Origin of the sequence: Serinicoccus shuyuelongi, assembly GCF_045032955.1 — a bacterium.
GTDB lineage: Bacteria > Actinomycetota > Actinomycetes > Actinomycetales > Dermatophilaceae > Ornithinicoccus.
In genome coordinates, this window is record NZ_JBJFZU010000003.1 from 87,046 (window position 1) to 110,291 (window position 23,246).

Annotated in this window: 19 protein-coding genes; 15 read left to right on the forward strand and 4 right to left on the reverse strand. The window is 71.3% G+C overall.

Annotated features, from left to right (window positions below; all coding sequences use genetic code 11):
• Positions 1-59 precede the first annotated feature (59 nt).
• The 7 genes from ACI3EY_RS04870 (at position 60) to dnaE (ending at position 7,911) form a co-directional block, all read left to right on the forward strand.
• A complete protein-coding gene (locus ACI3EY_RS04870; protein ID WP_405037758.1) occupies positions 60-566 on the forward strand; it encodes a cell division protein SepF in 507 nt (168 codons plus the stop codon).
• Positions 567-643: 77 nt separating this feature from the next.
• A complete protein-coding gene (locus tag ACI3EY_RS04875) occupies positions 644-928 on the forward strand; it encodes a YggT family protein (protein WP_405037759.1) in 285 nt (94 codons plus the stop codon).
• Positions 929-1,084: 156 nt separating this feature from the next.
• Complete coding sequence (locus tag ACI3EY_RS04880; RefSeq protein WP_405039607.1) at positions 1,085-2,092, forward strand: DivIVA domain-containing protein; 1,008 nt, start codon at positions 1,085-1,087, stop codon at positions 2,090-2,092.
• A gap of 193 nt (positions 2,093-2,285) precedes the next feature.
• Positions 2,286-2,744: a TraR/DksA family transcriptional regulator gene (locus ACI3EY_RS04885; protein ID WP_405037761.1), complete on the forward strand. Its 459-nt coding sequence runs from the start codon at positions 2,286-2,288 to the stop codon at positions 2,742-2,744.
• On the forward strand, positions 2,717-3,286 hold the full coding sequence (gene lspA / locus ACI3EY_RS04890; protein ID WP_405037762.1) for a signal peptidase II: 570 nt from the start codon (positions 2,717-2,719) through the stop codon (positions 3,284-3,286). Before ACI3EY_RS04885 ends, lspA begins: the two co-directional genes overlap by 28 nt.
• Before the next feature lie 14 nt (positions 3,287-3,300).
• Complete coding sequence (locus tag ACI3EY_RS04895) at positions 3,301-4,209, forward strand: RluA family pseudouridine synthase (RefSeq protein WP_405039808.1); 909 nt, start codon at positions 3,301-3,303, stop codon at positions 4,207-4,209.
• A gap of 75 nt (positions 4,210-4,284) precedes the next feature.
• The gene (gene dnaE / locus ACI3EY_RS04900; protein WP_405037763.1) at positions 4,285-7,911 is read left to right on the forward strand and encodes a DNA polymerase III subunit alpha; all 3,627 of its coding nucleotides are present in this window, start codon (positions 4,285-4,287) and stop codon (positions 7,909-7,911) included.
• 6 nt (positions 7,912-7,917) lie between these two features.
• Here the strand turns inward: dnaE and ACI3EY_RS04905 are convergent, their stop codons facing one another.
• A complete protein-coding gene (locus ACI3EY_RS04905; RefSeq protein ID WP_405037764.1) occupies positions 7,918-8,484 on the reverse strand; it encodes a TetR/AcrR family transcriptional regulator in 567 nt (188 codons plus the stop codon).
• A gap of 71 nt (positions 8,485-8,555) precedes the next feature.
• Here ACI3EY_RS04905 and ACI3EY_RS04910 point away from each other — a divergent pair, with 71 nt between their 5' ends.
• The gene (locus tag ACI3EY_RS04910; protein WP_405039608.1) at positions 8,556-9,152 is read left to right on the forward strand and encodes a dihydrofolate reductase family protein; all 597 of its coding nucleotides are present in this window, start codon (positions 8,556-8,558) and stop codon (positions 9,150-9,152) included.
• A gap of 73 nt (positions 9,153-9,225) precedes the next feature.
• Positions 9,226-10,608 carry an HNH endonuclease signature motif containing protein gene (locus tag ACI3EY_RS04915; protein ID WP_405039609.1) on the forward strand — a complete coding sequence of 461 codons (1,383 nt, stop codon included), beginning with the start codon at positions 9,226-9,228 and terminating at the stop codon, positions 10,606-10,608.
• A 101-nt stretch (positions 10,609-10,709) separates the two neighbouring features.
• Here the strand turns inward: ACI3EY_RS04915 and ACI3EY_RS04920 are convergent, their stop codons facing one another.
• On the reverse strand, positions 10,710-12,977 hold the full coding sequence (locus ACI3EY_RS04920; protein ID WP_405039610.1) for a hypothetical protein: 2,268 nt from the start codon (positions 12,975-12,977) through the stop codon (positions 10,710-10,712).
• Positions 12,978-13,049: 72 nt separating this feature from the next.
• Here ACI3EY_RS04920 and ACI3EY_RS04925 point away from each other — a divergent pair, with 72 nt between their 5' ends.
• The 5 genes from ACI3EY_RS04925 to ACI3EY_RS04945 all read left to right on the forward strand — a co-directional run bounded on the left by ACI3EY_RS04925 (position 13,050) and on the right by ACI3EY_RS04945 (position 20,017).
• Complete coding sequence (locus ACI3EY_RS04925) at positions 13,050-15,176, forward strand: S9 family peptidase (RefSeq protein ID WP_405039611.1); 2,127 nt, start codon at positions 13,050-13,052, stop codon at positions 15,174-15,176.
• A gap of 123 nt (positions 15,177-15,299) precedes the next feature.
• Complete coding sequence (locus ACI3EY_RS04930) at positions 15,300-16,856, forward strand: aldehyde dehydrogenase family protein (protein WP_405039612.1); 1,557 nt, start codon at positions 15,300-15,302, stop codon at positions 16,854-16,856.
• 51 nt (positions 16,857-16,907) lie between these two features.
• Positions 16,908-18,266, forward strand: coding sequence for an aminotransferase class III-fold pyridoxal phosphate-dependent enzyme (locus ACI3EY_RS04935; protein ID WP_405039613.1), 1,359 nt, complete (start codon positions 16,908-16,910; stop codon positions 18,264-18,266).
• A 7-nt stretch (positions 18,267-18,273) separates the two neighbouring features.
• Positions 18,274-19,602: an aminotransferase family protein gene (locus ACI3EY_RS04940; protein ID WP_405039614.1), complete on the forward strand. Its 1,329-nt coding sequence runs from the start codon at positions 18,274-18,276 to the stop codon at positions 19,600-19,602.
• Between the two features lie 10 nt (positions 19,603-19,612).
• Complete coding sequence (locus tag ACI3EY_RS04945) at positions 19,613-20,017, forward strand: HIT family protein (protein WP_405037772.1); 405 nt, start codon at positions 19,613-19,615, stop codon at positions 20,015-20,017.
• A gap of 3 nt (positions 20,018-20,020) precedes the next feature.
• Here ACI3EY_RS04945 and ACI3EY_RS04950 read toward each other — a convergent pair whose 3' ends face one another.
• Together ACI3EY_RS04950 and glnA are read right to left on the reverse strand one after the other, a co-directional pair.
• The gene (locus ACI3EY_RS04950; protein WP_405037773.1) at positions 20,021-20,770 is read right to left on the reverse strand and encodes a potassium channel family protein; all 750 of its coding nucleotides are present in this window, start codon (positions 20,768-20,770) and stop codon (positions 20,021-20,023) included.
• A gap of 87 nt (positions 20,771-20,857) precedes the next feature.
• The gene (glnA, locus tag ACI3EY_RS04955; protein ID WP_405037774.1) at positions 20,858-22,282 is read right to left on the reverse strand and encodes a type I glutamate--ammonia ligase; all 1,425 of its coding nucleotides are present in this window, start codon (positions 22,280-22,282) and stop codon (positions 20,858-20,860) included.
• Positions 22,283-22,460: 178 nt separating this feature from the next.
• Between glnA and ACI3EY_RS04960 the strand changes: the two genes are divergently transcribed.
• Positions 22,461-23,246 carry a class E sortase gene (locus ACI3EY_RS04960; protein WP_405039615.1) on the forward strand — a complete coding sequence of 262 codons (786 nt, stop codon included), beginning with the start codon at positions 22,461-22,463 and terminating at the stop codon, positions 23,244-23,246.

Here is a 23,246-nt window from a genome sequence, read left to right on the forward strand (position 1 = left end):
CGTCCCTGTCCGTTTCACCACGGGAGTCACCACCCGTACGCACCAAGGAGCTCGCACACATGGCCGGGGCACTGCGCAAGACCATGGAGTACCTCGGCCTGGCCGAGTCTGACGAGCGGTTCGACGACTACGACACGTATGCCGAGGACGAGCCGACCACGCGGGGCAACAACGCCACCGTGCGCGCGCTGCGCGAGGACCAGCCGGCGCACGTCGAGGCCGCTGCTGTGCCCACCCGTACCCCTGTCTCCCAGGTCGTCCGCGAGCCGGAGGTCGGCGAGTTGAACCGCATCACCACGATCCACCCCCGCACCTACAACGAGGCCAAGACGATCGGGGAGGCCTTCCGCGGCGGTATCCCGGTGATCATGAACCTCACGGACATGGACGACTCCGACGCCAAGCGGCTGGTCGACTTCGCCGCCGGTCTGGCGTTCGGGCTGCACGGCTCCATCGAGCGGGTCACCAGCAAGGTCTTCCTGCTGAGCCCCTCCTACGTCGCGGTGGACACCGGCACCCCCAGCGAGCCCCCCCGCAACCCCACGGGGCCGTTCAACCAGAGCTGAACCCCGGCCACCCGTGCCGAGAGGTGACGGGCGCGGTGGTGCGGGGAACGCCCAGGGTGCTGACGTAGGCTGCCCCCATGGTCGGCCAGATCCTCGCACTCCTGCTCAACCTCTACTTCTTCGTCCTCATCGGCCGACTGATCTTCGACTGGGTGCAGGTGTTCGCCCGCGACTGGCGCCCCAAGGGCCCGGTGCTGGTGCTGGCCAACGGGATCTACTCGCTGACCGACCCGCCGCTGCGCGCACTGCGCCGGGTGATCCCCCCGCTGCGGCTGGGCGGGGTGGCCCTCGACCTCGGTTTCCTGGTCCTCATCATCGCCGTGGGCATCGCCCGCGGGCTGGCGGCCTCCCTCCCGTTCTGAGGCCCCGAACCGAGGTCCCGGACCCGTCGTGCGCGACGCTAGGGGCCGCGCCGGAGTCTGCGTTAGAGTGACTCCGCCACCTGCACGACCGCACGTCACCGCATCCGCCCCCGGACGTCCCGGGCGCGTCGGTGACTTCCCTGACAGAGGTGAAACATGTCGCTGTCCCCCGAGGACGTGATCAAGAAGAGCTTCAGCGCGACCCACCTGCGCCGCGGCTACGACGAGACCCAGGTCGACGACTTCCTCGACGAGGTCGTCGTCGAGCTGCGCCGGCTGATCGCCGAGAACGACGGCCTGCGCACCGACCTCGAGGACTGCCGTGCCGGGCGCGGCATCAGCAGTGCCGACACCGGCGCCGCCGCCGCGCCGGTCGACACCGGGGACGCCTCGCAGGAGTCGTCCGACGACGAGGTCGCCGAGCTGCGCCGTCAGCTCGCCGAGTGCCAGGAGACACGCGCCCAGGCGGAGGAGCGGGCCCGGGTCGCGCAGGAGCGCGCTGACGCTACGGTCGGCACCACGGTGACCACCGCCGGGGACGGGTCCTCCGCCCCCGAGCTCGAGGAGCTGCGTGGCCAGGTGGCCGCCGAGCAGGCCCGCGTCCAGGAGCTGCAGGAGCAGCTGGACGCCGCGCAGGAGCGCGCCGACGACGCCGAGCGGAACGCGGCCGAGCTGAGCGGGGTGGGCGCCACGGCGGCCGGCACCGAGGGTGAGGACCCCAGCGCGATCATCTCGCTGGCGCAGCGGCTGCACGACCAGCACGTGGCCGAGGGCGAGAGCACCAAGGTCCGGTTGGTGGAGGAGGGCGACCAGTACCGCTCCACCGTCGTCGCCGAGGCGGACGAGCGGCGGGCCGAGCTGGAGCGCACCGGCCAGGAGACCCACGACCGACTGGTCGAGGAGGGCCAGACGCGTCACGACGAGCTGGTCGGCACCGGTGAGCAGACCCGCGACGGTCTGCTCGACGAGGGTCAGCGCACCCACGACCAGCTGATCGCGGAGGCCCAGCAGCAGCGGGCCAGCGTGCTGGAGGACCTGGAGCGTCAGCAGACCTCGCTGGGCGCCACCATCCAGAGCCTGCGCACGCAGGAGGCCGACCTGCGGGACCGGCTGCGCGCCTTCCTCACCGACCAGATGGAGAAGCTGGACGGCCACCGGGACTGACCCGTCCCGCATACCCGCACGCAGGAACGCCCCGGCCACGGTCGGGGCGTTCCTGCGTACGGGGTATGCGGGAGGTGGGCCCGGGGTGGTGTCGTTCTACGTTGTCAGCATCTCGGGGCTGAACTATCCTCACGCCATGTCCGTGCCGACATCCGGCGCGGACGCCTCTCATCGACGAAGGACAGCGGTGGCCGTGACAGCGAAGCAGGGTGGCGCGGCGACGCGCGAGCAGGGTGGGGCAGGCGCAGGGGACCGGCACGAGGTGCTGAGCGTCCGAGAGGGCGAAGATCCCTGGACCGCCGAGGAGCTGGCCGAGGTGCGGGGCGAGCTCGAGGGTGAGATGGAACGGCTGCGGGCCGAGGTGGAGGAGGCCGAGCAGGACCTCGTCGACCTCAAGCGCAGTTTCGGCGACGGGGCCGGGGACGACCAGGCGGACGCGGGCGCCGCGACCTGGGAGCGGGAGCACGAGCTGTCGGTCACCAACAACGCCCGGAACCTGGTCGACCAGCACCAACAGGCCCTGGCCCGGATCGACGCCGGCACCTACGGTGACTGCGAGTCCTGCGGCACACCGATCGGCAAGATGCGGCTCCAGGCGTTCCCGCGTGCGACGCTATGCCTGTCATGCAAGCAGAAGCAGGAACGCCGGTAACCGTCCTCCCGCCCCGCCGCACCCTCGTGGTGTTCGTGGTCGCGGTCCTCTGGTGGGGCATCGACCAGGCCACCAAGTTGTGGGCCGAGCGCGCGCTCACCCGGGGGGAGTCCGTCCCCGTGGTCGGCGAGGTGCTGCAGCTGCACCTGATCTACAACTCGGGCGCCGCCTTCTCGATGGGCACCAGCTGGACCGGTGTGGTCACCACGGTGGCGACCCTGATATCGATCGGGATCGTCTGGGTGGCGCTGCGCACCCGGAGCCTGCCCTGGGCCCTCACCCTCGGTCTGCTGCTGGGTGGCGCGGTGGGCAACCTCACGGACCGCTACCTGCGCGACCCGTCGTTCGGGCTGGGGCACGTCGTCGACTTCCTCCGGCTGCCGAACTTCCCCGTGTTCAACGTCGCGGACATGGGCGTGACCACCGCCGCCGTGCTCATCGTGCTGCTGTCCCTGCGCGGGCTGCACCCCGACGGCACCCGTGAGGGGAGCACCGCGTCGACGACGACCGACGACGCCACCAGCACCGGTGGCGGCTCGTGAACCAGTCGCGCGCGATGCCCGTGCCCGAGGGTCTCGAGGGGGAGCGGGTCGACGCCGCGCTGGCCCGGGTGCTGGGGCTCTCCCGCTCGCGCGCTGCCACCCTGGCGGCCGAGGGGCACGTGCAGCTGGACGGCCGCGTCGTCGGCAAGTCGGACCGGGTGAGCGCGGGAGCCTGGCTGGAGGTCGAGCTGCCCCCCACCCCCGCCGCCGAGATCCCGGTCGTCGCCGAGCCCGTCGAGGGGATGCGGATCGTGCACGACGACAGCGAGATGGTGGTCGTCGACAAGCCCGCCTTCGTCGCCGCCCACCCCAGCGTGGGGTGGACCGGCCCCACCGTGGTCGGGGGCCTGGCAGCGGCCGGCTACCGCATCTCCACCTCGGGGGCTCCGGAGCGTCAGGGCATAGTGCAACGGCTCGACGTCGGGACCAGCGGGCTGATGGTGGTGGCGAAGTCGGAGCGTGCCTACACCGTGCTCAAGCAGGCCTTCCGCGACCGGGACGTGGACAAGACCTACCACGCGCTGGTCCAGGGCCTGCCGGACCCGCACCAGGGCACCATCGACGCCCCGATCGGACGCCACCCGGGTCATGACTACCGGTTCGCGGTGCGCTCCGAGGGGCGTCCCAGCATCACCCACTACGAGCTGCTGGAGGCGCACCGGCGGGCGAGCCTGCTGCAGGTGCACCTAGAGACCGGGCGCACCCACCAGATCCGGGTGCACTTCTCGGCGCTGCGGCACCCCTGCTGCGGGGACCTGACCTACGGCGCGGACCCCACGCTGGCGACCCGGCTGGGGCTGGAGCGGCAGTGGCTGCACGCCACCGCACTCGGCTTCGACCACCCCGGCAGCGGGGAACGGGTGGAGTTCACCTCCGGCTACCCGGAGGACCTGGAGCGCGCCCTGGAGCGGATCCGCCCCTGACCCGGGGGTGCCGGGACGTCCGGGAGCCGACCGGGGCGGCATACCTGTCGGTGGGGCGAACTAAGATCATCGGTGATGTCAGCGCCAACCCGTGTCCCGTCGGCCCAGGCCTCCGCGACCACCCCTGAGAAGAACTTCGTCCACCTGCACAACCACACCGAGTACTCGATGCTCGACGGTGCAGCGCGGATCACCGACATGTTCGAGAAGGCCGCCGAGCTGGGTATGCCGGCCATCGCGACCACCGACCACGGGTTCATCTTCGGTGCCTACGAGTTCTGGAAGACGGCCCAGCGCTACGACGTGAAGCCGATCATCGGCCTCGAGGCCTACGTCACCCCCGGCACCCACCGCACCGACAAGACCCGGGTCCGGTACGGGGACAAGGACAGCAGCTCCCGGGACGACGTCTCCGGTGGCGGTGCCTACACCCACATGACGCTGCTGGCCCGGAACAACAACGGGATGCACAACCTCTTCCGGATGGCCTCGCTGGCCTCGATGGAGGGCTACTACTTCAAGCCGCGGATGGACCGCGAGCTGCTGGAGACCTACGGGCAGGGGCTGATCGCGACCACCGGCTGTCCCTCCGGGGAGATCCAGACGCGGCTGCGGCTGGGGCAGTACGACAAGGCGGTCCAGGCGGCCTCCGACTTCCGGGACATCTTCGGCGCCGAGAACTACTACCTCGAGCTGATGGACCACGGCATCGAGATCGAGCGCGTCGTCCGCCAGGACCTGCTGCGCCTGGCCAAGGACCTGTCGCTGCCGCTGCTGGCCACCAACGACCTGCACTACACGGCGCAGGAGGACGCGCTCGCGCACTCGGCGCTGCTCTGCGTGCAGTCCGGCTCCACCATGCAGGACCCCAACCGGTTCAAGTTCGGCGGCGACGGCTACTACCTCAAGAGCGCCGCCGAGATGCGCGAGATCTGGCGCGAGCTGCCCGAGGCGTGCGACAACACGCTGCTGGTGGCCGAGCGCTGCGACGTCTCCTTCACCGAGGGCGAGGGGCGCTTCATGCCGCGCTTCCCGGTGCCCGAGGGGGAGGACGAGACCAGCTGGTTCATCAAGGAGGTCGAGACCGGGCTGCACCGCCGGTTCCCGGAGGGCGTGCCGGACTACGCGCGCAAGCAGGCGGCGTACGAGTCCGAGGTCATCATCGGCAAGGGCTACCCCGGCTACTTCCTGGTGGTCGCCGACTTCATCAACTGGGCCAAGGACAACGCCATCCGGGTCGGGCCGGGACGTGGCTCGGGACCCGGGTCGATGTGCGCCTACGCGATGGGCATCACCGACCTGGACCCGGTCCCGCACGGGCTGATCTTCGAGCGCTTCCTCAACCCGGAGCGCAAGTCGATGCCCGACTTCGACGTCGACTTCGACGACCGGCGACGCTCCGAGGTCATCCGCTACGTCTCCGACAAGTACGGCGACGACCGGGTCGCGATGATCGTCACCTACGGCACGATCAAGGCGAAGCAGGCCCTGAAGGACGCCTCCCGGGTGCTGGGGTACCCCTTCGCGATGGGGGAGCGGCTCACCAAGGCGATGCCCCCCACCGTGATGGGCAAGGACATCCCGCTGTCCGGGATCCACGACACCGGGCACAAGAGGTACGGCGAGGCCGGCGAGTTCCGTGAATTGCTGGCCGACGACGAGCAGGCCGCCGAGGTCTTCGAGACGGCGCGCGGCCTGGAGGGCCTGAAACGGCAGTGGGGTGTGCACGCGGCCGGCGTCATCATGAGCAGCGAGCCGCTGCTGGACCTGATCCCGATCATGCGCCGGGACCAGGACGGCCAGATCATCACCCAGTTCGACTACCCGACGTGCGAGACGCTAGGGCTGGTCAAGATGGACTTCCTGGGGCTGCGCAACCTCACCGTCCTGGACGACGCGATCCACAACATCAAGGACAACCGGGGGGAGGACATCGACCTGGACGTGCTGTCCAAGGACATGACCGACGCGAAGACCTACCAGCTGCTCGGGCGGGGCGACACGCTCGGCGTCTTCCAGCTGGACGGCAACGGGATGCGCCAGCTGCTCCGGCTGATGCAGCCGGACAACTTCGAGGACATCTCCGCGGCGCTCGCGCTCTACCGGCCGGGCCCGATGGGCGTGAACGCGCATACCAACTTCGCGCTGCGCAAGAACGGCAAGCAGGAGAACACCCCCCTGGACCCGCAGCTGAAGGGGAAGCTGCAGCCGGAGATGGAGGAGGCGCTCGGGCCGATCCTGGAGACGACCTACGGGCTCTGCATCTACCAGGAGCAGGTGATGGAGATCGCCCAGAAGCTCGCGGGCTACACGCTCGGCAACGCCGACCTGCTGCGCCGGGCGATGGGCAAGAAGAAGAAGGAGGTGCTCGACGCCGAGTACATCCCCTTCTCCGACGGGATGAAGGCCCAGGGCTTCACCGAGCAGTCGGTGGCGGCGCTGTGGGGCGTGCTGGTGCCGTTCTCCGACTACGCCTTCAACAAGGCGCACACCGCGGCCTACGGGCTCATCTCCTACTGGACGGCCTACCTCAAGGCGAACTACCCGGCCGAGTACATGGCGGCCCTGCTGACCAGCGTCGGCGACGACAAGGACAAGACCGCGCTCTACCTGGCCGAGTGCCGGCGGCTGCGGATCCCGGTGCTGCCGCCGGACGTCAACGAGTCGATCGGGACCTTCGCGGCCGTCGGCGACGACATCCGCTTCGGGCTGCAGGCGGTGCGCAACGTCGGGGCCAACGTGGTCGAGGCGGTCACCCGCACCCGGGAGGAGAAGGGCAGCTTCACCTCCTTCGAGGACTTCCTGCGCAAGTGCCCCGCGGTCGTCTGCAACAAGCGCACCGTGGAGTCGCTGTGCAAGGCCGGGGCGTTCGACAGCCTCGGGCACGCCCGGCAGGGTCTGGTCACCGTGCACGAGAGGTATGTCGACGCGCTGGCGGACGAGAAGAAGCAGGAGGCGATCGGCCAGGACAGCCTGTTCTCCGGCTTCGGGTTCGACGACAGCGACGGCGAGGAGGGTGCCGGTCTGCAGATCGTCACCCTGCCGCCCGTGCCCAGCATCGAGTGGGACAAGACCGCCCGGCTGGCGTTCGAGCGCGAGATGCTCGGGCTCTACGTCTCCGACCACCCGCTGAACGGCATCGAGCACATCCTCAGCCAGCACGCCAGCGCCTCGATCCTGCAGCTGGTCGGCGAGGACGGCGCCAAGGACGGGGACTTCGTCACCGTGGCCGGGCTGCTGACGAACCTGGCGCTCAAGCGCACCAAGAACGGTGAGCCGTATGCCCGTGCCTCGGTGGAGGACATGGCCGGCTCGCTGGACGTCGTCTTCTGGCCGCGGACCTACATGACCATCTCGACGATGCTCGCCGAGGACACCGTGGTGGTGGTGAAGGGGCGGTTGAAGAAGGGCGACGACGGGGCCGAGCTGATGGCCAACGAGATGAGCCTGCCCGAGATCAAGACCGGTCCCCGCGGGCCGGTGGTCCTCAACCTGCCGCTGACCCGGGTCACCGACGGCCTCGCGCACAAGCTGAAGGGCGTGCTGGCCGACCACCCGGGGACCACAGACGTGCACGTGAACCTGATGCAGCCCGGGCGGACCGTCCTGCTCAAGCTCGACGAGAGCCTGCGGGTCACCGCCACCCCGGAGCTCTTCGGCGACCTGAAGGCCCTGCTCGGCCCGGCGAGCGTCGGGACGTAGGGCCCCTCAGCGGAGGATGCGGTCGACGAGCTCGTCGACCGCGGCGTCGACGGACAGCCCGGTGTCGAGCGGCACGGTGAGGTGGTCGAGCATCAACCCGTCGACGGCGTAGTGGAAGAGGGCGATCTCGGTCCGCCCGCCGGGCAGGCCGGCGTCGTCGTTGAAGGTGACGTCTTGCTGGAACGCCCGTTGTCGCCAGGCCCCGAGCGTCGCGGCGACGGAGGGTCGGCGAGCGGCCTCCAGGCGCAGCTCGAAGAGCGCGAGCGACACGTGCGGGTCGGCGCTGAGCCGTCGTACGACGTCACGCAGGTAGTCGGCGAAGAGAGCCCGGTCGGGAGGCCGGACGCCCGCCGAGGGGACGGCCTCGGGATCCGGCGTGAGCCGCTCCTCGATGCGGTCCACCAGCGCCGAGACGAGTGCGTCGCGGGTCGGGAAGTAGTTCGACGCGGTGCCGCGGGGCGTGCCTGCTGCCGCATCGACGGCGCGATGGGTGAGACCACGGGCCCCCTCCTCGGCGAGCACCCGGATACCGGCGTCGGCGAGGCCGGAGCGTCGTTCGTCGTTGCGGACCATGGTGCCCATGCTAGCCAGACCACGACGTCTGTTGTACTTTAGCCACAACAGATGTCGTGATAGGAGAGGTGATGCGCGCACTCGTGTACTACGTGGCCGTCAGCGTGGACGGCTACATCGCCGACCCCGCTGGTGGGTTCGACGTGTTCCTCGTCGACGGGGGCCACGCGCCGGTGGTGTTCGGCGAGTACGCCGACGCCCTTCCCGCACATGCGCACGCCGCACGGGGCACCGAACCACCGAGGACCCGCTTCGACACGGTGGTCATGGGGTGGAACACGCTCACCCCCGCACTCGACCAGGGCATCACCAGCCCCTACCCGCACCTGCGCCAGGTCGTCGCCAGCCGGCGCTCGCGTGAGGTCGACCCGGCGATCACCCTCACCGACGATCCGCTGGCCCTGGTCCGTGGCCTGAAGCAGGAGGACGGGTTGGATGTCTGGCTGTGCGGTGGCGGGGACCTGGCGGGCGCGCTGCTGCCCGAGATCGACCGGCTGGTCCTGAAGCGCCACCCCGTCGTCCTGGGCGCCGGCGTCCCCCTGTTCGGCACCGGCCCGTACCGGCCGCATGCGTTCGACCTGACCCGGACCCGGTCCTTCACGTCGGGCGTCGTGATCGAGGAGTATGCCGTCCGCCGGACGGATCGGTCGACGGAGGCGGTCGTGTGACGCTGATATGAGCGGATGTGCCGGCGAAGGCGCAGGTCAGCGGGTCTGTCGGTGGGGTGTGGTTGGTTGAGGTATGGAGGTTCTCAGGGGGGAAGGCGGCGGCGCGGGTGACGTGTCGGTGGCCGGGTTCGGGGTGGAGCCTGGGGTGGACGAGGCCCGGTGGGATGAGGGGCTGGACGGGGATGAGTTCCAACTGGTGATGGATGACGTGGTCGCCTCGTTGCGGGGTGAGTGCGGTGATCTGCCGGCGCGTGAGGTGCAGGGCGGTCTGGACGCCGCACGGCGGGGGTTGCGCCGTGCCGCCCTGTCGGGCGATGAGGTGGTGCAGGTCCTGGATGAGCAGCTCGTGGCGTGCCTGGAGGAGGTCGGGCGGGTGCAGGCCCAGGCTGAGGCGGTCGCGTTCACCCTGGCCCGGGAGGCCTACGGGCGGGGGTTGCACACCCAGGTCGGGTTGTCGTTGGTGGACTGGCTGCGGGTACGGATCCCGTGGTTGAGTACCGAGGCCGCGTCCCGGGTGGCGGTCCTGGCCCGGCTCGGGGCGAGCCCCACGGGCGCCGTGCTGGCCGACGCGGTCACCAGGGGTGAGGTCGCGGTGCACCGCGGTGCGGTGGTGGCGCGCACGTTGCTGCGCCTGGAGTCGTCGTTGGACCCGGACCAACGCCAGGCGTACACCGACCTCGCCACGGCCGCTGCGGCACGGGTCGACCTGGCCGATCGGGACCTGGCGGTGGTGTGCCAGCGTCTGGTGCACGACCTGCTCATCGAGGCCGCACCGGGTGAGCGTGAACGGGCAGCGCACGAGCTGCGGACCATCACCCACCGGACCGTGGGCCCGGGCCTGACCCGGTTCACGATCGATGCCCCCGACAGTGCCGCAGCCACCCTGGACGGGGTGCTGACCTGCCACCTCGCCGCACCCGCCCCCGGCCCCAGTGGTGAACCCGATGAGCGGACCCCGGGCCAGCGCCGCTTCGATGCGCTGCTGGCCGTCATCGGCCGCGGCCTGTCCCGCCCGGGTGCGGCACCCTCGAGCGCACGGGCAGCAGTGATCCTGATGATCCCCTTCGACCAGACCACCGGGACACCTACCGGCCCCGCGACCACGGCGACCGGCGCACATGTCCCAGCACGCCAGGCCGCGCAGCTCGCGTGCACGGCGGACGTGACACCCATCTGGCTGTCGACCGACCGAGAACCCTTGGTGCTGGGCCGCACCGCCCGGTACGCCACCCCCGGGCAATGGAAAGCCCTCGCCGCCCGCGACGGCGGGTGCACGTTCGCCGGGTGCAGCACCCCACCGCAATGGTGCGACAGCCACCACCTGCACGGGTGGGCCCGCGGCGGACACACCGACACCACCAACCTGGCCCTGCTCTGCGGGCGCCACCACACCCTCGTCCACCAGCTGGACCTGCACGCCACCATCACCGGCGGCACCGTCCGCTGGCACACCTGACCACCCCGCCCCAACGCCGGCCCCCACCGGCCGGCCACACCACCACGCCCCCCACCGCCCCCGACCGACGAGGCTGGCCTCGCAGGGCATGCCAGCACCGGTCAGTCGGGTCGTGGGACCTCGACCGGCATCGACAGCGGCCGGAAGGTGACCTCGGGACGGGAGGCGCAGCTGGCGGTGAGCCGTACCCGGTACCGCCCAGGCTTCGGAGCGGTGGCGAGCAGCACGTGCGGCTCCGGCCCGGTCGACTCCTCGGCCACCACGGTGCTGCCCCGCAGCAGGGTGAAGGTGTGGTCGAACGTCCACCCGGCCCGTTCACCACCCACCCGCTGAGCCACCAGCCGACCGTCGGTGAAGGCCGCGTGGCAGAACACGGCCGGCGGGGTGGCGGGGTCGGCGTCGAACGTCTCCAGCCCCGCGCTGGGGCGCAGGTCCACGATGTCGGCCAGCGAGCGCACCGAGCCTCCGGAGCCGGTGCGCACCACCTCCGGGGGTGTGGTCTCTCGTCGTCGCAGCACCGCCAGCGGTCCACGCCCACGCGGGCATGGCGAGAGTCGGATCTCGAGCGCGGCCGGTGGGGTGTCGGTGACCGGGGAGTCGATCGCGCGGAGCACCGAACGCAGCCGGACGAGGGTGGAGGCGGCGTTGACGCCCCCCAGCCCCACCAGCTCGCCGAGCCGCGCCGTCAGGTCGGCGGGCAGGTCGTCCGGAGCGAGGTCGTGCGTGCGCCACAGCAGCCGGACGGCCTCGGTCTGGGTCGCGCCGCGGATCTCGAACCGGTGGGCGCCGCTGCGGTGCCCGCGTCGCCCGTGGTTGACCTCCTCCTGAGCGAAGTAGTCGGGGAGGTCGTCGGGGCGGAACGGCCCCTGCGGCGGCTCCGGTCGCTCCGTGAACGTGGGGTCCCGCTGCTGCCACAGCGCGGCGGGCCAGGTGCCGTCGGCGAACCGGTGCCTGTTCAGGCGTGGCTGCAGGCGTTCGATGACGTCGAAGGCCGTCGTCCCGAGGTCCCGTTGCTCGAAGGGTGTCAGCTGGGCGGCCCGGAGGAACTCGGGCATCGCCAACGGGTAGAACGCCGGCGAACGACGGTGCAGCGAGTGCAGCACGTGCCCGAAGTGGACGCGGTTGCGGTGCAGCCGGTAGTGCCCGTCCAGCTGTTCCCCGATGGCGGCTCCGGGCACCGGTGAGGAGAAGGCCCGGGCGAAGACCTCCCGCCCGGCGTCCCTCAGGTCGGCACCCAGCCGCGCCTCGGGGTGCACGACCATCTTGTGCAGCCGGTTGATGTCCGGGCGCAGCGTCCCGGGGGTGTCGGTCATCACCTGCCAGGGGGTGCTGCGGCGGATCGCGGAGTACGCCGTCCGCATCACCTCACCGGCGCCACCGCGCACCGCGACGTAGGGCCGCACCGGCCACCGCAGCTGGCGCTCGGCGGCGAACGCCCACTGGCTGCCCGCGTAGAAGCTCTGGTGGTGGGCGATGCTCTCCTCCAGGCCCATCATCCGGTCCTCGTGCTCGGGCTCGACGGACCAGGGCAGCCCCAACTCCCGGCGCAGCTCGTCGGCCACCACCAGGTCGCGCCACAGGCCCGGTCGCGCCGCGGGCTCGGCCCAGCGCACCGGGTCGGCGGACGCGAAGCTCACCCGGGGCAGCACCCCGGCCTCCGCCAGCAGGGCCAGCACCACCCGGGTGTCCCGTCCGCCGGAGGCGAAGACCCGCAGGTCCTCGAAGGCGCCACCCATCTGCTGCAGCAGCGCGGTGGAGCGCGCGATGCCCGCCTCCAGGAGCTCGGCGGAGGAACGTCCCTGCGGGTCGTCGGTCATCGGCCGCGGCACGGTGCCGACGCCCGTCCCGGAGATGATCAGCAGCTGGTCGGGCTTGAGGCAGCTGACCCCGGCCACCAGGGTCTCCTCCGCCCAGTGGTTGCGCATCAGGGTGTGCGTGGAGGCGAGGGTGGTGGCGGTGTACGCCCAGTCCACGGACAGGGTGATCCCGTCGGAGCGGAGCCGGTCCACCAGCACGTCGAGGGTGGTGCCGAGGTACACGTCCTGGCCGTCGGCGTGCCGGTGCAGGTAGTAGAACAGGTGGCCGAAGCCGTGGAAGTCGGTCATCGCCACCCAGGTGGCGTCCCGCTCGTCGGCGAGCAGACCGACCCACTGGCCGGTGCAGTCCTCGAGCCCGGACAACGGGTGCGCGGTCGGGGCGGCCCCGTGGACCTCGGTGATGTCGGCGCCCTCGGGCCCGAGCAGCAGGCCCTCGGCCTCGCGCAGGGTGATCCGGGCATACCGGGAACGGCGCAGCCCCGGGGCGCCCCCGCGCCCGGCGCCGCGGACCACCCAGCAGGCGCGGCGGTGACGGATCGGCTGCTGGATCATGATGGTTCCACCGTAGACGGGAGGGCACCGCCCACGGCGGACCCGCGGGTCGGGCCGGGGTAGCGTGGCCGGGTGACTGGTCGACCCACCCCTCCTGCCGCAGCCCACGTGGACACCGTCCGCTCGCACCACGGGGAGGACGTCGACGATCCGTTCGAGTGGCTGCGGGACAAGGACGACCCGGACGTGATCGCTCACCTCGAGGCGGAGAACGCCTACACCCGGGCGCGCACCGAGCACCTGGCACCGCTGCAGGACGCCGTCTTCGCGGAGATCAAGGGACGCACCCAGGAGACCGACCTCTCGGTCCCGGTCCGCCACCGGGACTGGTGGTACTACGCCCGCACCATCGAGGGTGAGCAGTACGCGGTGCACGGCCGGATCGCGGTCGGCGTGGCCCCGGAGCGTCCCGAGCTGGACCCGGGTCTGGCGCCGGAGGGTGAGGAGGTGCTCCTGGACGGCAACCGGGAGGCGGCAGGGGAGGAGTTCTTCAGCCTCGGCGCCTTCGACGTCAGCCCGGCCGGTGACCGCCTGGCGTATGCCGTCGACACCACCGGGGACGAGCGCTTCGACCTGCGGGTCAAGGACCTGGCCAGCGGCGAGGTGATCGACGACGCGGTCCGCGGGATCGGCTACGGCACCGCCTGGTCCACCGCCGGGGACCACCTCTTCTACACCCGGGTCGACGAGGCCTGGCGCCCCTTCCAGGTGTGGCGGCACGAGGTCGGCACCCCCGCCGAGCAGGACGTCCTGGTCCACCAGGAGGACGACGAGCGCTTCTGGATGGGGATCGGCGCCTCGCGCGACGACCGGCACGTCATCCTCTGGCTGGGCAGCAAGAACACCTCCGAGTGCCGGTTGCTGGACGCCGAGGACCCGACCGGCGAGCTGCGGGTGGTGGCACCCCGCGAGGAGGGCGTCGAGTACGACGTCGAGCCGGCCGGTGAGCACCTGTGGGTGGTGCACAACCGCGCGCACCGCGACTTCGAGCTCGCGGTGGCGCCCATCGGTGCCACCTCCGCGCAGGAGTGGAGCACGGTCGTCCCGGGGGAGGACGGGGTGCGGATGAGCGGGGTCGAGGCCTTCGCCGGGCACCTGGTGCTGTCGCTGCGCCGGGAGGGCCTCACCCAGCTGCAGGTGCTGCCGCTGTCCGGGCACGGTCGCCCGGTCGGCTCCGGCTACCAGGTCCCGGTCGAGGAGGAGGTCTACTCCATCGAGACCGGCGCCAACCCCACCTTCGAGGCGAGCACCGTGCAGGTGCAGCTCGAGTCGATGGTGACCCCGCGCAGCGTCTACGACCTCGACCTGGCCACCGGCGGACTCACGCTGGTGAAGCGGCAGCCGGTGCTCGGTGGGTACGACCCTGCCGACTACCAGCAGCAGCGGCTGTGGGCGACCGCCCCGGACGGCACCCGGGTCCCCATCTCGCTGGTGTCCCGGCGTGGCCTGGAGCCGGACGGGAACCACCCCGGGATGCTCTACGGCTACGGCTCCTACGAGATCTCCGTCGACCCCTACTTCTCCATCTCCCGGCTGTCCTACCTGGACCGCGGCGTCGTCTACGCGGTCGCCCACGTGCGCGGTGGTGGGGAGATGGGCCGCGGCTGGTACGAGGACGGCCGCATGGAGCTGAAGAACAATACCTTCACCGACTTCGTCGCCTGTGCCGAGCACCTGGTGGACACCGGCTGGGTGGCGCCCGACCGGCTCGCCGCCGAGGGCCGCTCGGCCGGGGGCCTGCTGATGGGGGCGGTGCTGAACCTGGCGCCGGAGAAGTTCCGGGTGGTGCACGCCGGGGTGGCCTTCGTCGACGCGTTGACCACCATCCTCAACCCGGCGCTGCCGCTGACCGTGGGGGAGTGGGAGGAGTGGGGGAACCCGTTGGAGTCCGCGGACATCTACGCCCTGATGCGCTCCTACACGCCGTACGAGAACATCCGCCCGGTCGGCTACCCGGCGATCCTGGCCACCACCGGCCTGAACGACACGCGCGTCTTCTTCGTCGAGCCGGCCAAGTGGGTGGCCCGGTTGCGGGAGACCGTGACCAGCGACCAGGAGGAGCGCCCGATCCTGCTGAAGACCGAGATGGTGGCCGGTCACGGTGGTCGCACCGGACGGTATGACGCCTGGCGGGAGGCGTCCTTCGAGATCGCCTTCGTGCTGGACCAGCTCGGTGCGACGACGCCTCTCCTGAGGTAGCATCGCTGGCGTCAGACGCCGGAGATCTTCCGGTAGAACGTCGATGGCACAGTGAATCGTCCTGTCAATCTGGCATAGTGACGGATGAACTGCACGTGTCACGAGCGATGAGGAGACGCCGCTGTGTCCGGAACCACCCAGGTGACCTACGCCACGCTGACCGCTGACAACGAGGAGCTGAACGCCGCCTACGACGACGGCGTCAGGACCGCCCGGGGATGGCTGGGGGCACAGATCGGGGCACCTGGTGACCCGTCGCCCGGCGACCCGGTCGAGGTGCACAGCCCGGCCGACCCGTCGGTGCTGATCGCCCGGGTGAGCGCAGCGTCCCCGCAGGCACTGGAGAGCGCGGTGGCCGCGGCCCGAGCGGCGGGCGTCCGGTGGGCAGCGACCCCCTGGCAGGAGCGTCTGCGGGTGCTGCGGGCAGTGGCCGACCTGATCAGCGAGCGCGCCCCGGAGATGGCGGCGCTGATGACCATGGAGGTGGGCAAGAACCGCCTCGAGGCACTCGGTGACGTGGAGGAGTCGGCGGTCTTCTTCCGCTACTACTGCGACCAGGTCGAGAACAACGGCGGCTTCGAGGCCGCGATGGAGCAGCTCAGCAGCACCGAGCTGACCCGGTCGGTGCTCAAGCCGCACGGCGTCTGGGCCGTGATCAGCCCCTTCAACTTCCCGATGGCGCTGGCCGCCGGCCCGGCCGCCGCGGCGCTGGTCGCCGGCAACGCGGTGGTGCTCAAGCCGTCCGTGCAGGGCACCCACGTCGCCTGGAAGCTCTACGAGACGATGCTCGAGGCGGGTCTGCCCGAGGGCCTGATGCAGATCCTCCCGGGCGGCGACGAGGTCGGTAAGGCCCTGGTGGCGCACCCGGGGGTCGACGGGCTGACCTTCACCGGCTCCTACACCGGGGGGATGTCTGTGATCGACGCCTTCCGCGGTTCCTACCCCCGTCCGGTGATCACCGAGATGGGTGGGAAGAACCCGACGATCGTGACCGCCACCGCGGACCTGGACGCCGCGGCGAAGGGCATCACCCGTTCGGTCGCGGGGGCCTCCGGGCAGAAGTGCTCGGCGTGCTCCCGGGTCTACGTGGACCGGTCCGTGCACGACGAGCTGGTCCGGCGCCTGGGCGCCGCCCTCGGTGAGGTCGTCGTCGGTGACCCCCTGGAGCGGGAGACGTTCACCGGCCCGGTCATCGACGCCGACGCCGTCGAGCGCTTCCGGGACGCGGTCGAGCACGCCCGCGCGGCCGGTGGCACCGTCGTCACCGGTGGTGAGGTGCTGCAGGGACGGGACGGGCTCCCCGGCTACTACGTGCAGCCGACCCTCATCTCCGGGCTCCCCGCCGACGACGAGCTCTTCGAGAAGGAGCTCTTCGTCCCGCTCGCGGTCGTCGCGCCGGTCGACTCGCTGGACGAGGCGCTGGGGCACGCCAACGAGACCGTCTTCGGTCTCACGGCAGGGCTGTTCTCCGGCCGGCAGGAGGAGATCGAGGAGTTCCTGGCCCGCATCGAGGCCGGCGTTGTCTACGTGAACCGCCCGGCCGGGGCCACCACCGGCGCCTGGCCCGGCGTGCAGCCGTTCGGCGGCTGGAAGGGCTCGGGCAGCTCCGGCAAGGCCGGTGGCGGCCTGCACTACGTCCAGCTCTTCATGCGCGAGCAGTCCCAGACCGTCGTCGGCTGACCACGCCCGGCCCCACTCGTCCCACCCGACATCGTTGTGAAAGAGACCCTGATGACCGACACCCTCACCGGCACCCCCACCAACACCGGCACCGGCTGGGCCGATCCCTCGCGCCCGGTGCCCGACCTGCGCACCGAGCTGCCCGGACCCCGCACCCGCGAGGTGGTCGAGGGCGACCAGGCGGTGACCAGCCCGTCGCTGCCGCGGGCATACCCGTTCGCGCCGCGCCGGGGCCTGGGGTCCCGGATCGAGGACGTGGACGGCAACCTGTTTCTCGACTTCAACGCCGGCATCGCGGTGAACTCCACCGGGCACGCGCACCCGGAGGTGGTGCGTGCGGTGCAGGAGCAGGCCGCCGACCTGCTGCACTACTCGGCCAGCGACTTCTTCCTGCCCGTCTACTCGCAGATGTGCCGGGCGCTGGCCGACACCGCGCCGATGTCGGAGCAGGTGCGCGTCTTCCTCACCAACTCGGGTGCCGAGGCGGTCGAGGGTGCGCTCAAGCTGGCCCGGTACGCGACCAAGCGGCCCTACGTGATCAGCTTCTACGGTGCCTTCCACGGCCGCACCTACGGCGCCGTGTCGCTGACCAGCTCCAAGCCGAAGTACCACGCCGGCTTCGGGCCGCTGCTTCCCGGCGTGCTGCACGTGCCCTATGCCGACCCGGCCGCCGTCCGCGCCGGCACCGAGGACAACGCCACCTTCGAGCAGCTCGAGAAGATCTTCCGGCACGACGTGGCCCCCACCGAGGTGGCAGCCATCTTCGTCGAGCCGATCCAGGGCGAGGGCGGCTACATCGTCCCCGGCGAGGGGTGGATGCGTCGCCTGCGCGACCTGTGCGACGAGCACGGCATCCTGCTCATCGCCGACGAGGTGCAGTGCGGGATGGGTCGCACCGGCACCATGTGGGCGATCGAGCAAACGGGGGTCGAGCCGGACATGCTGCTCTCCGCCAAGGGGATCGCCTCCGGTCTGCCGCTGGGCGCGATCATCGCGCGGGCCTCGCTGATGGAGGCCTGGGGCGTCGGGACGCACGGGTCCACCTACGGCGGCAGCCCGGTGCCGTGCGCCGCGGGCCTGGCCACCCTGCGGGTCATCGAGTCGCAGGGCCTGTTGGCGCACGCCACCGAGGTCGGCGACATGCTGCTCGCCGGGCTGCGCGAGATCCAGACCCGGCACCCGGAGCTGGTGGTCGACGTGCGCGGTGTCGGCCTGATGATCGGCGTGGAGTTCACCGACGGGTCCGTGTCGTCCGCGGTCCAGCAAGCCGCCTACGAGCGCGGTCTGCTGGTGCTGGAGGCCGGCGAGAGCGTGGTCAGGATGTCCCCGCCGCTGGTGGTCACCGAAGAGGAGGCGCGGACCGGTCTGCGCATCTTCGGCGAGGCGGTCGCCGCGGCTGCACAGCGCTGAGACGCCGGTGAGCGACCGGCACATCTTCTCCCGCGGTGGGGCCGAGCGGCCCCGGATCAGCCACGGCCGCGGCAGCGAGCTGTTCGACGTCGACGGTCGGCGCTACCTGGACGCGGCCGGTGGCGCGATCGTCGTCGGCATCGGCCACGGTGTCACCGAGGTGGTCGAGGCGGCCGCGGCGCAGGCGGGCCGGGTCGCGTACGTGCACGGCTCCACCTTCGCCAGCGAGGCGCTGGAGGAGTATGCCGAGGCGCTCGCCCCGCTGCTGCCGATGGACGACCCGCACCTCTACCCGGTCTCCGGGGGCAGCGAGGCGGTGGAGTCGGCGCTGAAGATGGCCCGCTCCTACCACCGCGCCCGGGGCGAGGACCGGGACGTGGTGATCGGCCGGGACGGGGCATACCACGGCAACACCCGGGGGGCCCTGGACGTCTCCGGCCGGGCCGGGCTGCGCGCGCCCTACCTGCCGTGGCTGGACCACGCCCGGCACACGGGGACGCCGTACGAGTACCGGTGCGCCTTCGGCGAGGACCACCCGCACGGGTGCGCCGGCCGGCACGCACAGGCGCTGGAGGAGCTGATCACCCGGATCGGGCCTGGGCGGGTGGCGGCCTTCGTCGCGGAGCCGATCTCCGGTGCCGGGCTGGGTGCCTGCGTCCCCCCGGACGACTACTGGGACGCCGTCACCGAGGTATGCCGGCAGCACGGGGTCCTGGTCGTCGCCGACGAGGTGATGACCGGGTTCGGCCGGACCGGGACCTGGTTCGCGAGCGACCACTGGGGTCTGCGACCAGACCTGCTGGTCGCCGGCAAGGGGACCGCCTCCGGCTACTGGCCGCTGGGTCTCGCGGTGGCCAGCGGTCCCGTGCACGAGGTGCTGTCCGGCTCCGGCTTCGTGCACGGCTACACCTACTCCCACCACGTCGTGGGTGCCGCCACCGGTCTCGCGGTGCTCCGGGTGCTGCAGCGCGAGGACCTGGTGCGGGCCTCGGCCCGTCAGGGGCAGCGGCTGCACGAGGCGCTGCGGCGCGAGCTCGGCGGTGTCGAGGCCGTCGGCGACGTTCGTGGCCGGGGGCTGCTGCAGGCGGTGGAGCTGGTGTCCGACCGGGCGAGCAAGGAGCCCTTCGAGCGTTCGGAGCGGGTCACCGAACGGCTGCAGCAGGCCTGCCGGGACCGCGGGGTCCTCGTCTACCCGGGGAGCGGCTGCGCCGACGGGGTGCGCGGTGACACCCTCCTGCTGGGGCCGCCGCTGGTGGTCACCGACGCCGAGGTCGAGGAGATGGCCGCCGTGGTCGGGGACGCGGCCCGCGAGGTGCTCGGCGGGTCGGCCGCGTAGCGTGCCCGGCATGAGCTGTCTCTTCTGCCGGATCGTGTCGGGCCAGGAGCCGGCCGAGGTGGTGCTGGAACGGGACGAGGTCGTCGGGTTCCTCGACGTGCGGCCGGTCTTCCCGGGGCACGTGCTGCTGGTGCCGCGGGTGCACGTCGACACGCTGACCGAGCTGCCGGACGAGCTGCTGGTCCCGCTCTTCGCCGCGGCGCGCGAGACGGCGGCCGCGGTGAAGGACGTGCTCGGCGCCCAGGGCAGCTTCGTCGCGATGAACAACACGGTCAGCCAGTCGGTCCCGCACCTGCACGTGCACGTCGTCCCCCGCACCAAGGGTGACGGGCTGCGCGGCTTCTTCTGGCCCCGGGTCCGGTATGCCGAGGGTCAGGCGCAGGACGTCGCGGCACGGCTGAGGGCAGTGCTGTGAGCCTCAGCGGGGCGGGCTCGCGCCGCCGTCCGGCCTGAGCGCCAGCACCTCCGCCCGCAGGGCCTGCACCTGCGCACTCAGCTCCCGGACGTCCTGGGCGGTGGCCGGGTCGGGGCCCCCGTCGTCGCTGTCGTCGTCGGCGATCCGCTCCAGCAGCCAGGAGGCCAGGCTCGCCGTCACCACGCCCAGCAGACCGATCCCGCAGAGCATCAGGCCGAAGGCGAAGAGGCGTCCCTCCAGGGTGACGGGGTAGAAGTCGCCGTAGCCCACGGTGGTGACCGTGGCGACCGCCCACCACAGGGCGTCCTGCCACCGGGTGATGGTGGCCTCCGACGAGCCGCGCTCGGCGTTGAGCACGGCCAGCGAGGAGATGGTGACGACCATGACCGTGGCTGCGCTCACGTACATCGCGACGTGGCCTCGCAGCTTGTTTCCGGCGGCCTGGTGCAGCAGCGAGAGCGCGGCCACCAGACGCAGCGGGCGCAGGGCGGGCAGGGCGACCGCGGCCAGGTCGATGAGGTGGGCCCGCACGAAGGCCCACTTCTTCGGCGCGACGACGAGCCGGTAGGCGTAGTCGACCAGGAAGATCGCCCAGACGACGTCCTGCACCACCAGGCTGGTCCGCCGCACGGGCGCGGGCAGGTTCGGGTCGACGATGGGCAGGGCGAAGGCGAGGAGGAAGACGAAGGCCAGGACCAGCATGAAGGTCTGGGTGCGCGCCTCCCACCGTTCCAGGCGGTTCATGCCGGTCATGATCCCATCCGGGACGCGTGAAGGGGGCAGGTGGCGCAACCGCCACCTGCCCCTTCCGGCCCGACTCAGATGCCGGGCGTGCGTCGATCAGATGTCGAAGTACAGCTCGAACTCGTGCGGGTGCGGGCGCAGCCGGATCGGGGTGATCTCGTGCGCGCGCTTGTAGTCGACCCAGGCCCCGAGCAGGTCCTCGGTGAAGACCTCTCCCTCGGTGAGGAAGGCGTGGTCGTCCTCCAGGGCCTCCAGCACCTCGGGCAGCGAGGTCGGCAGCTGGGCGATGTCGGCCATCTCCTCCGGCGGCAGCTCGTAGAGGTCCTTGTCGACCGGCGCCGGCGGCTCGATCCGGTTCTTGATGCCGTCCAGGCCGGCCATCATCTGTGCCGAGAAGGCCAGGTACGGGTTGGCCGAGGGGTCCGGCACCCGGTACTCGATGCGCTTGGCCTTGGGGGAGCTGCCGGTGATCGGGATGCGGACGCAGGCCGAACGGTTCCGGGCCGAGTAGACCAGGTTGATCGGGGCCTCGAAGCCGGGCACCAGGCGGTGGTAGGAGTTCAGCGACGGGTTCGTGAACGCCAGCAGGGCCGGGCCGTGGGCGAGCAGGCCACCGATGTACCAGCGCGCCATGTCGGACAGGCCGCCGTAGCCGTTCTCGTCGTAGAACAGCGGCTCGCCGTTCTTCCAGAGGCTCTGGTGAGTGTGCATACCGGAGCCGTTGTCACCGAAGACCGGCTTGGGCATGAAGGTGGCCGTCTTGCCGGCCGCCCAGGCACGGTTCTTGATGGCGTACTTGAACTTCATCATGTCGTCGCCGGCGTGCAGCAGGGTGTTGAACTTGTAGTTGATCTCCTGCTGGCCCGCGGTGCCGACCTCGTGGTGCGCACGCTCGACGTCCAGGCCGACCTTGCCCAGGTCCAGGACCATCTGGTCGCGGATGTCGGCGAAGTGGTCGACCGGCGGGACGGGGAAGTAGCCGCCCTTGTACCGCGTCTTGTAGCCGCGGTTGCCGCCCTCCTCCGCGCGACCGGTGTTCCACGCGGCCTCGACCGAGTCGATGTGGTAGTACCCACCGCTGGGGCCGGTCGAGAAGCGCACGTCGTCGAAGACGTAGAACTCGGCCTCGGCACCGAAGTAGGCGGTGTCGGCGATCCCGGTGGAGGCGAGGTACTCCTCGGCGCGGCGCGCGATCTGGCGCGGGTCGCGCTCGTAGGGCTCGTCGGTGAACGGGTCCACGATGGAGAAGTTCATGATCAGCGTCTTCTCGACCCGGTAGGGGTCGAGGTATGCCGTCTCCGGGTCCGGGATGAGCTTCATGTCGGACTCGTGGATCGACTTGAAGCCGCGGATCGAGGATCCGTCGAACATCTGACCGGTCTCGAACGCCTCGGCGTCGAACGTGGCGGCCGGCACGTTGAAGTGCTGCATGACACCCGGCAGGTCGCAGAACCTGATGTCGATGAACTTGACGTCCTCGTCCTTGATGTAGGCGATGACCTCGTCAGCGTTGTTGAACATGTGTCCTCCTGGTCGCGAACCACGCGAGAGCTCGGGGTAGGGGTTCGGTGACCTCAAACCTAGAGGGAGGGGGTTTCCGCAGAGTCACCCGGGTGTTACGGGAGCGTTTCGGGCCCGGGAGGTCGCGCGCGACTCGGTACCATCGAGGACAGCCCAACGACCGACGTGGAGGAGGGCCATGCCGAGGTCCCGTGCGAGGACCCTGCCGACCCTGCTGCGCCGCGGGGCGCAGGGGCTGGGTGACCTCCTGCTCACCGTCGGGGTGACGCTGCTGCTCTTCGTCGTCTGGCAGGGGTGGTGGACCGACGTCCAGGCCAACGCCCAGGCCTCCGACACGTTGGCCCAGGTGCGCTCGGACTTCGCCGCGGCAGCACCCGCCGCGCCGAGCAGCCCGGCCCCGGAGCAGGGCTCGGAGGACGACCAGGCACCGCAGGAGACACCGGGCGAGCCCCTCCCGGAACCGGACCCGGCCACCTTCGAGTACGGGGACGCGCTCGCGGTGGCATACCTGCCCACCATCGGCGAGGAGCGGGTGGTCAAGGAGGGGACCGAGGGCGACGTCCTGAACCAGGGGGTCCTCGGCCACTACCCGGACACCGCGGGGCCGGGGCAGGTGGGCAACTTCGCCCTGGCCGGCCACCGGACCACCTACGGCCGACCGCTGTGGGACCTGGGCGAGATGGCACCCGGTGACCCGATCGTGGTGGAGACGGCAGCCAACTACCACGTCTACCGGTTCGAGGAGCTGGAGGTGGTGGACCCGGGCCGCTGGCAGGTGCTGGCCCCGGTGCCGGGGGAGCCCAAGGCCGAGCCGGAGGAGGCGCGGATGGTGCTCACCGCCTGTCACCCCCGGTTCAGCGCGCAGGAGCGTCTGATCGGGTATGCGGTCCTGGACCGCTCGGTGCCGCGCTCGGCGGGGCCGCCGCCCGAGCTGGGGGACGCCCGGGCCGTGGGCGAGGGGTGA

What these genes read in the sequence shown, in the direction of transcription:
- ACI3EY_RS04875 (WP_405037759.1), top strand. Translation starts at nt 644, where the DNA reads ATGGTCGGCCAGATCCTCGCACTCCTGCTCAACCTCTACTTCTTCGTC.
- ACI3EY_RS04960 (WP_405039615.1), top strand. Translation starts at nt 22,461, where the DNA reads ATGCCGAGGTCCCGTGCGAGGACCCTGCCGACCCTGCTGCGCCGCGGG.
- ACI3EY_RS04920 (WP_405039610.1), bottom strand. Translation starts at nt 12,977, where the DNA reads ATGATCCAGCAGCCGATCCGTCACCGCCGCGCCTGCTGGGTGGTCCGC.
- ACI3EY_RS04950 (WP_405037773.1), bottom strand. Translation starts at nt 20,770, where the DNA reads ATGACCGGCATGAACCGCCTGGAACGGTGGGAGGCGCGCACCCAGACC.
- ACI3EY_RS04910 (WP_405039608.1), top strand. Translation starts at nt 8,556, where the DNA reads ATGCGCGCACTCGTGTACTACGTGGCCGTCAGCGTGGACGGCTACATC.
- ACI3EY_RS04905 (WP_405037764.1), bottom strand. Translation starts at nt 8,484, where the DNA reads ATGGTCCGCAACGACGAACGACGCTCCGGCCTCGCCGACGCCGGTATC.
- ACI3EY_RS04870 (WP_405037758.1), top strand. Translation starts at nt 60, where the DNA reads ATGGCCGGGGCACTGCGCAAGACCATGGAGTACCTCGGCCTGGCCGAG.
- glnA (WP_405037774.1), bottom strand. Translation starts at nt 22,282, where the DNA reads ATGTTCAACAACGCTGACGAGGTCATCGCCTACATCAAGGACGAGGAC.
- ACI3EY_RS04880 (WP_405039607.1), top strand. Translation starts at nt 1,085, where the DNA reads ATGTCGCTGTCCCCCGAGGACGTGATCAAGAAGAGCTTCAGCGCGACC.
- ACI3EY_RS04895 (WP_405039808.1), top strand. Translation starts at nt 3,301, where the DNA reads ATGCCCGTGCCCGAGGGTCTCGAGGGGGAGCGGGTCGACGCCGCGCTG.
- dnaE (WP_405037763.1), top strand. Translation starts at nt 4,285, where the DNA reads ATGTCAGCGCCAACCCGTGTCCCGTCGGCCCAGGCCTCCGCGACCACC.
- lspA (WP_405037762.1), top strand. Translation starts at nt 2,717, where the DNA reads ATGCAAGCAGAAGCAGGAACGCCGGTAACCGTCCTCCCGCCCCGCCGC.
- ACI3EY_RS04935 (WP_405039613.1), top strand. Translation starts at nt 16,908, where the DNA reads ATGACCGACACCCTCACCGGCACCCCCACCAACACCGGCACCGGCTGG.
- ACI3EY_RS04915 (WP_405039609.1), top strand. Translation starts at nt 9,226, where the DNA reads ATGGAGGTTCTCAGGGGGGAAGGCGGCGGCGCGGGTGACGTGTCGGTG.
- ACI3EY_RS04945 (WP_405037772.1), top strand. Translation starts at nt 19,613, where the DNA reads ATGAGCTGTCTCTTCTGCCGGATCGTGTCGGGCCAGGAGCCGGCCGAG.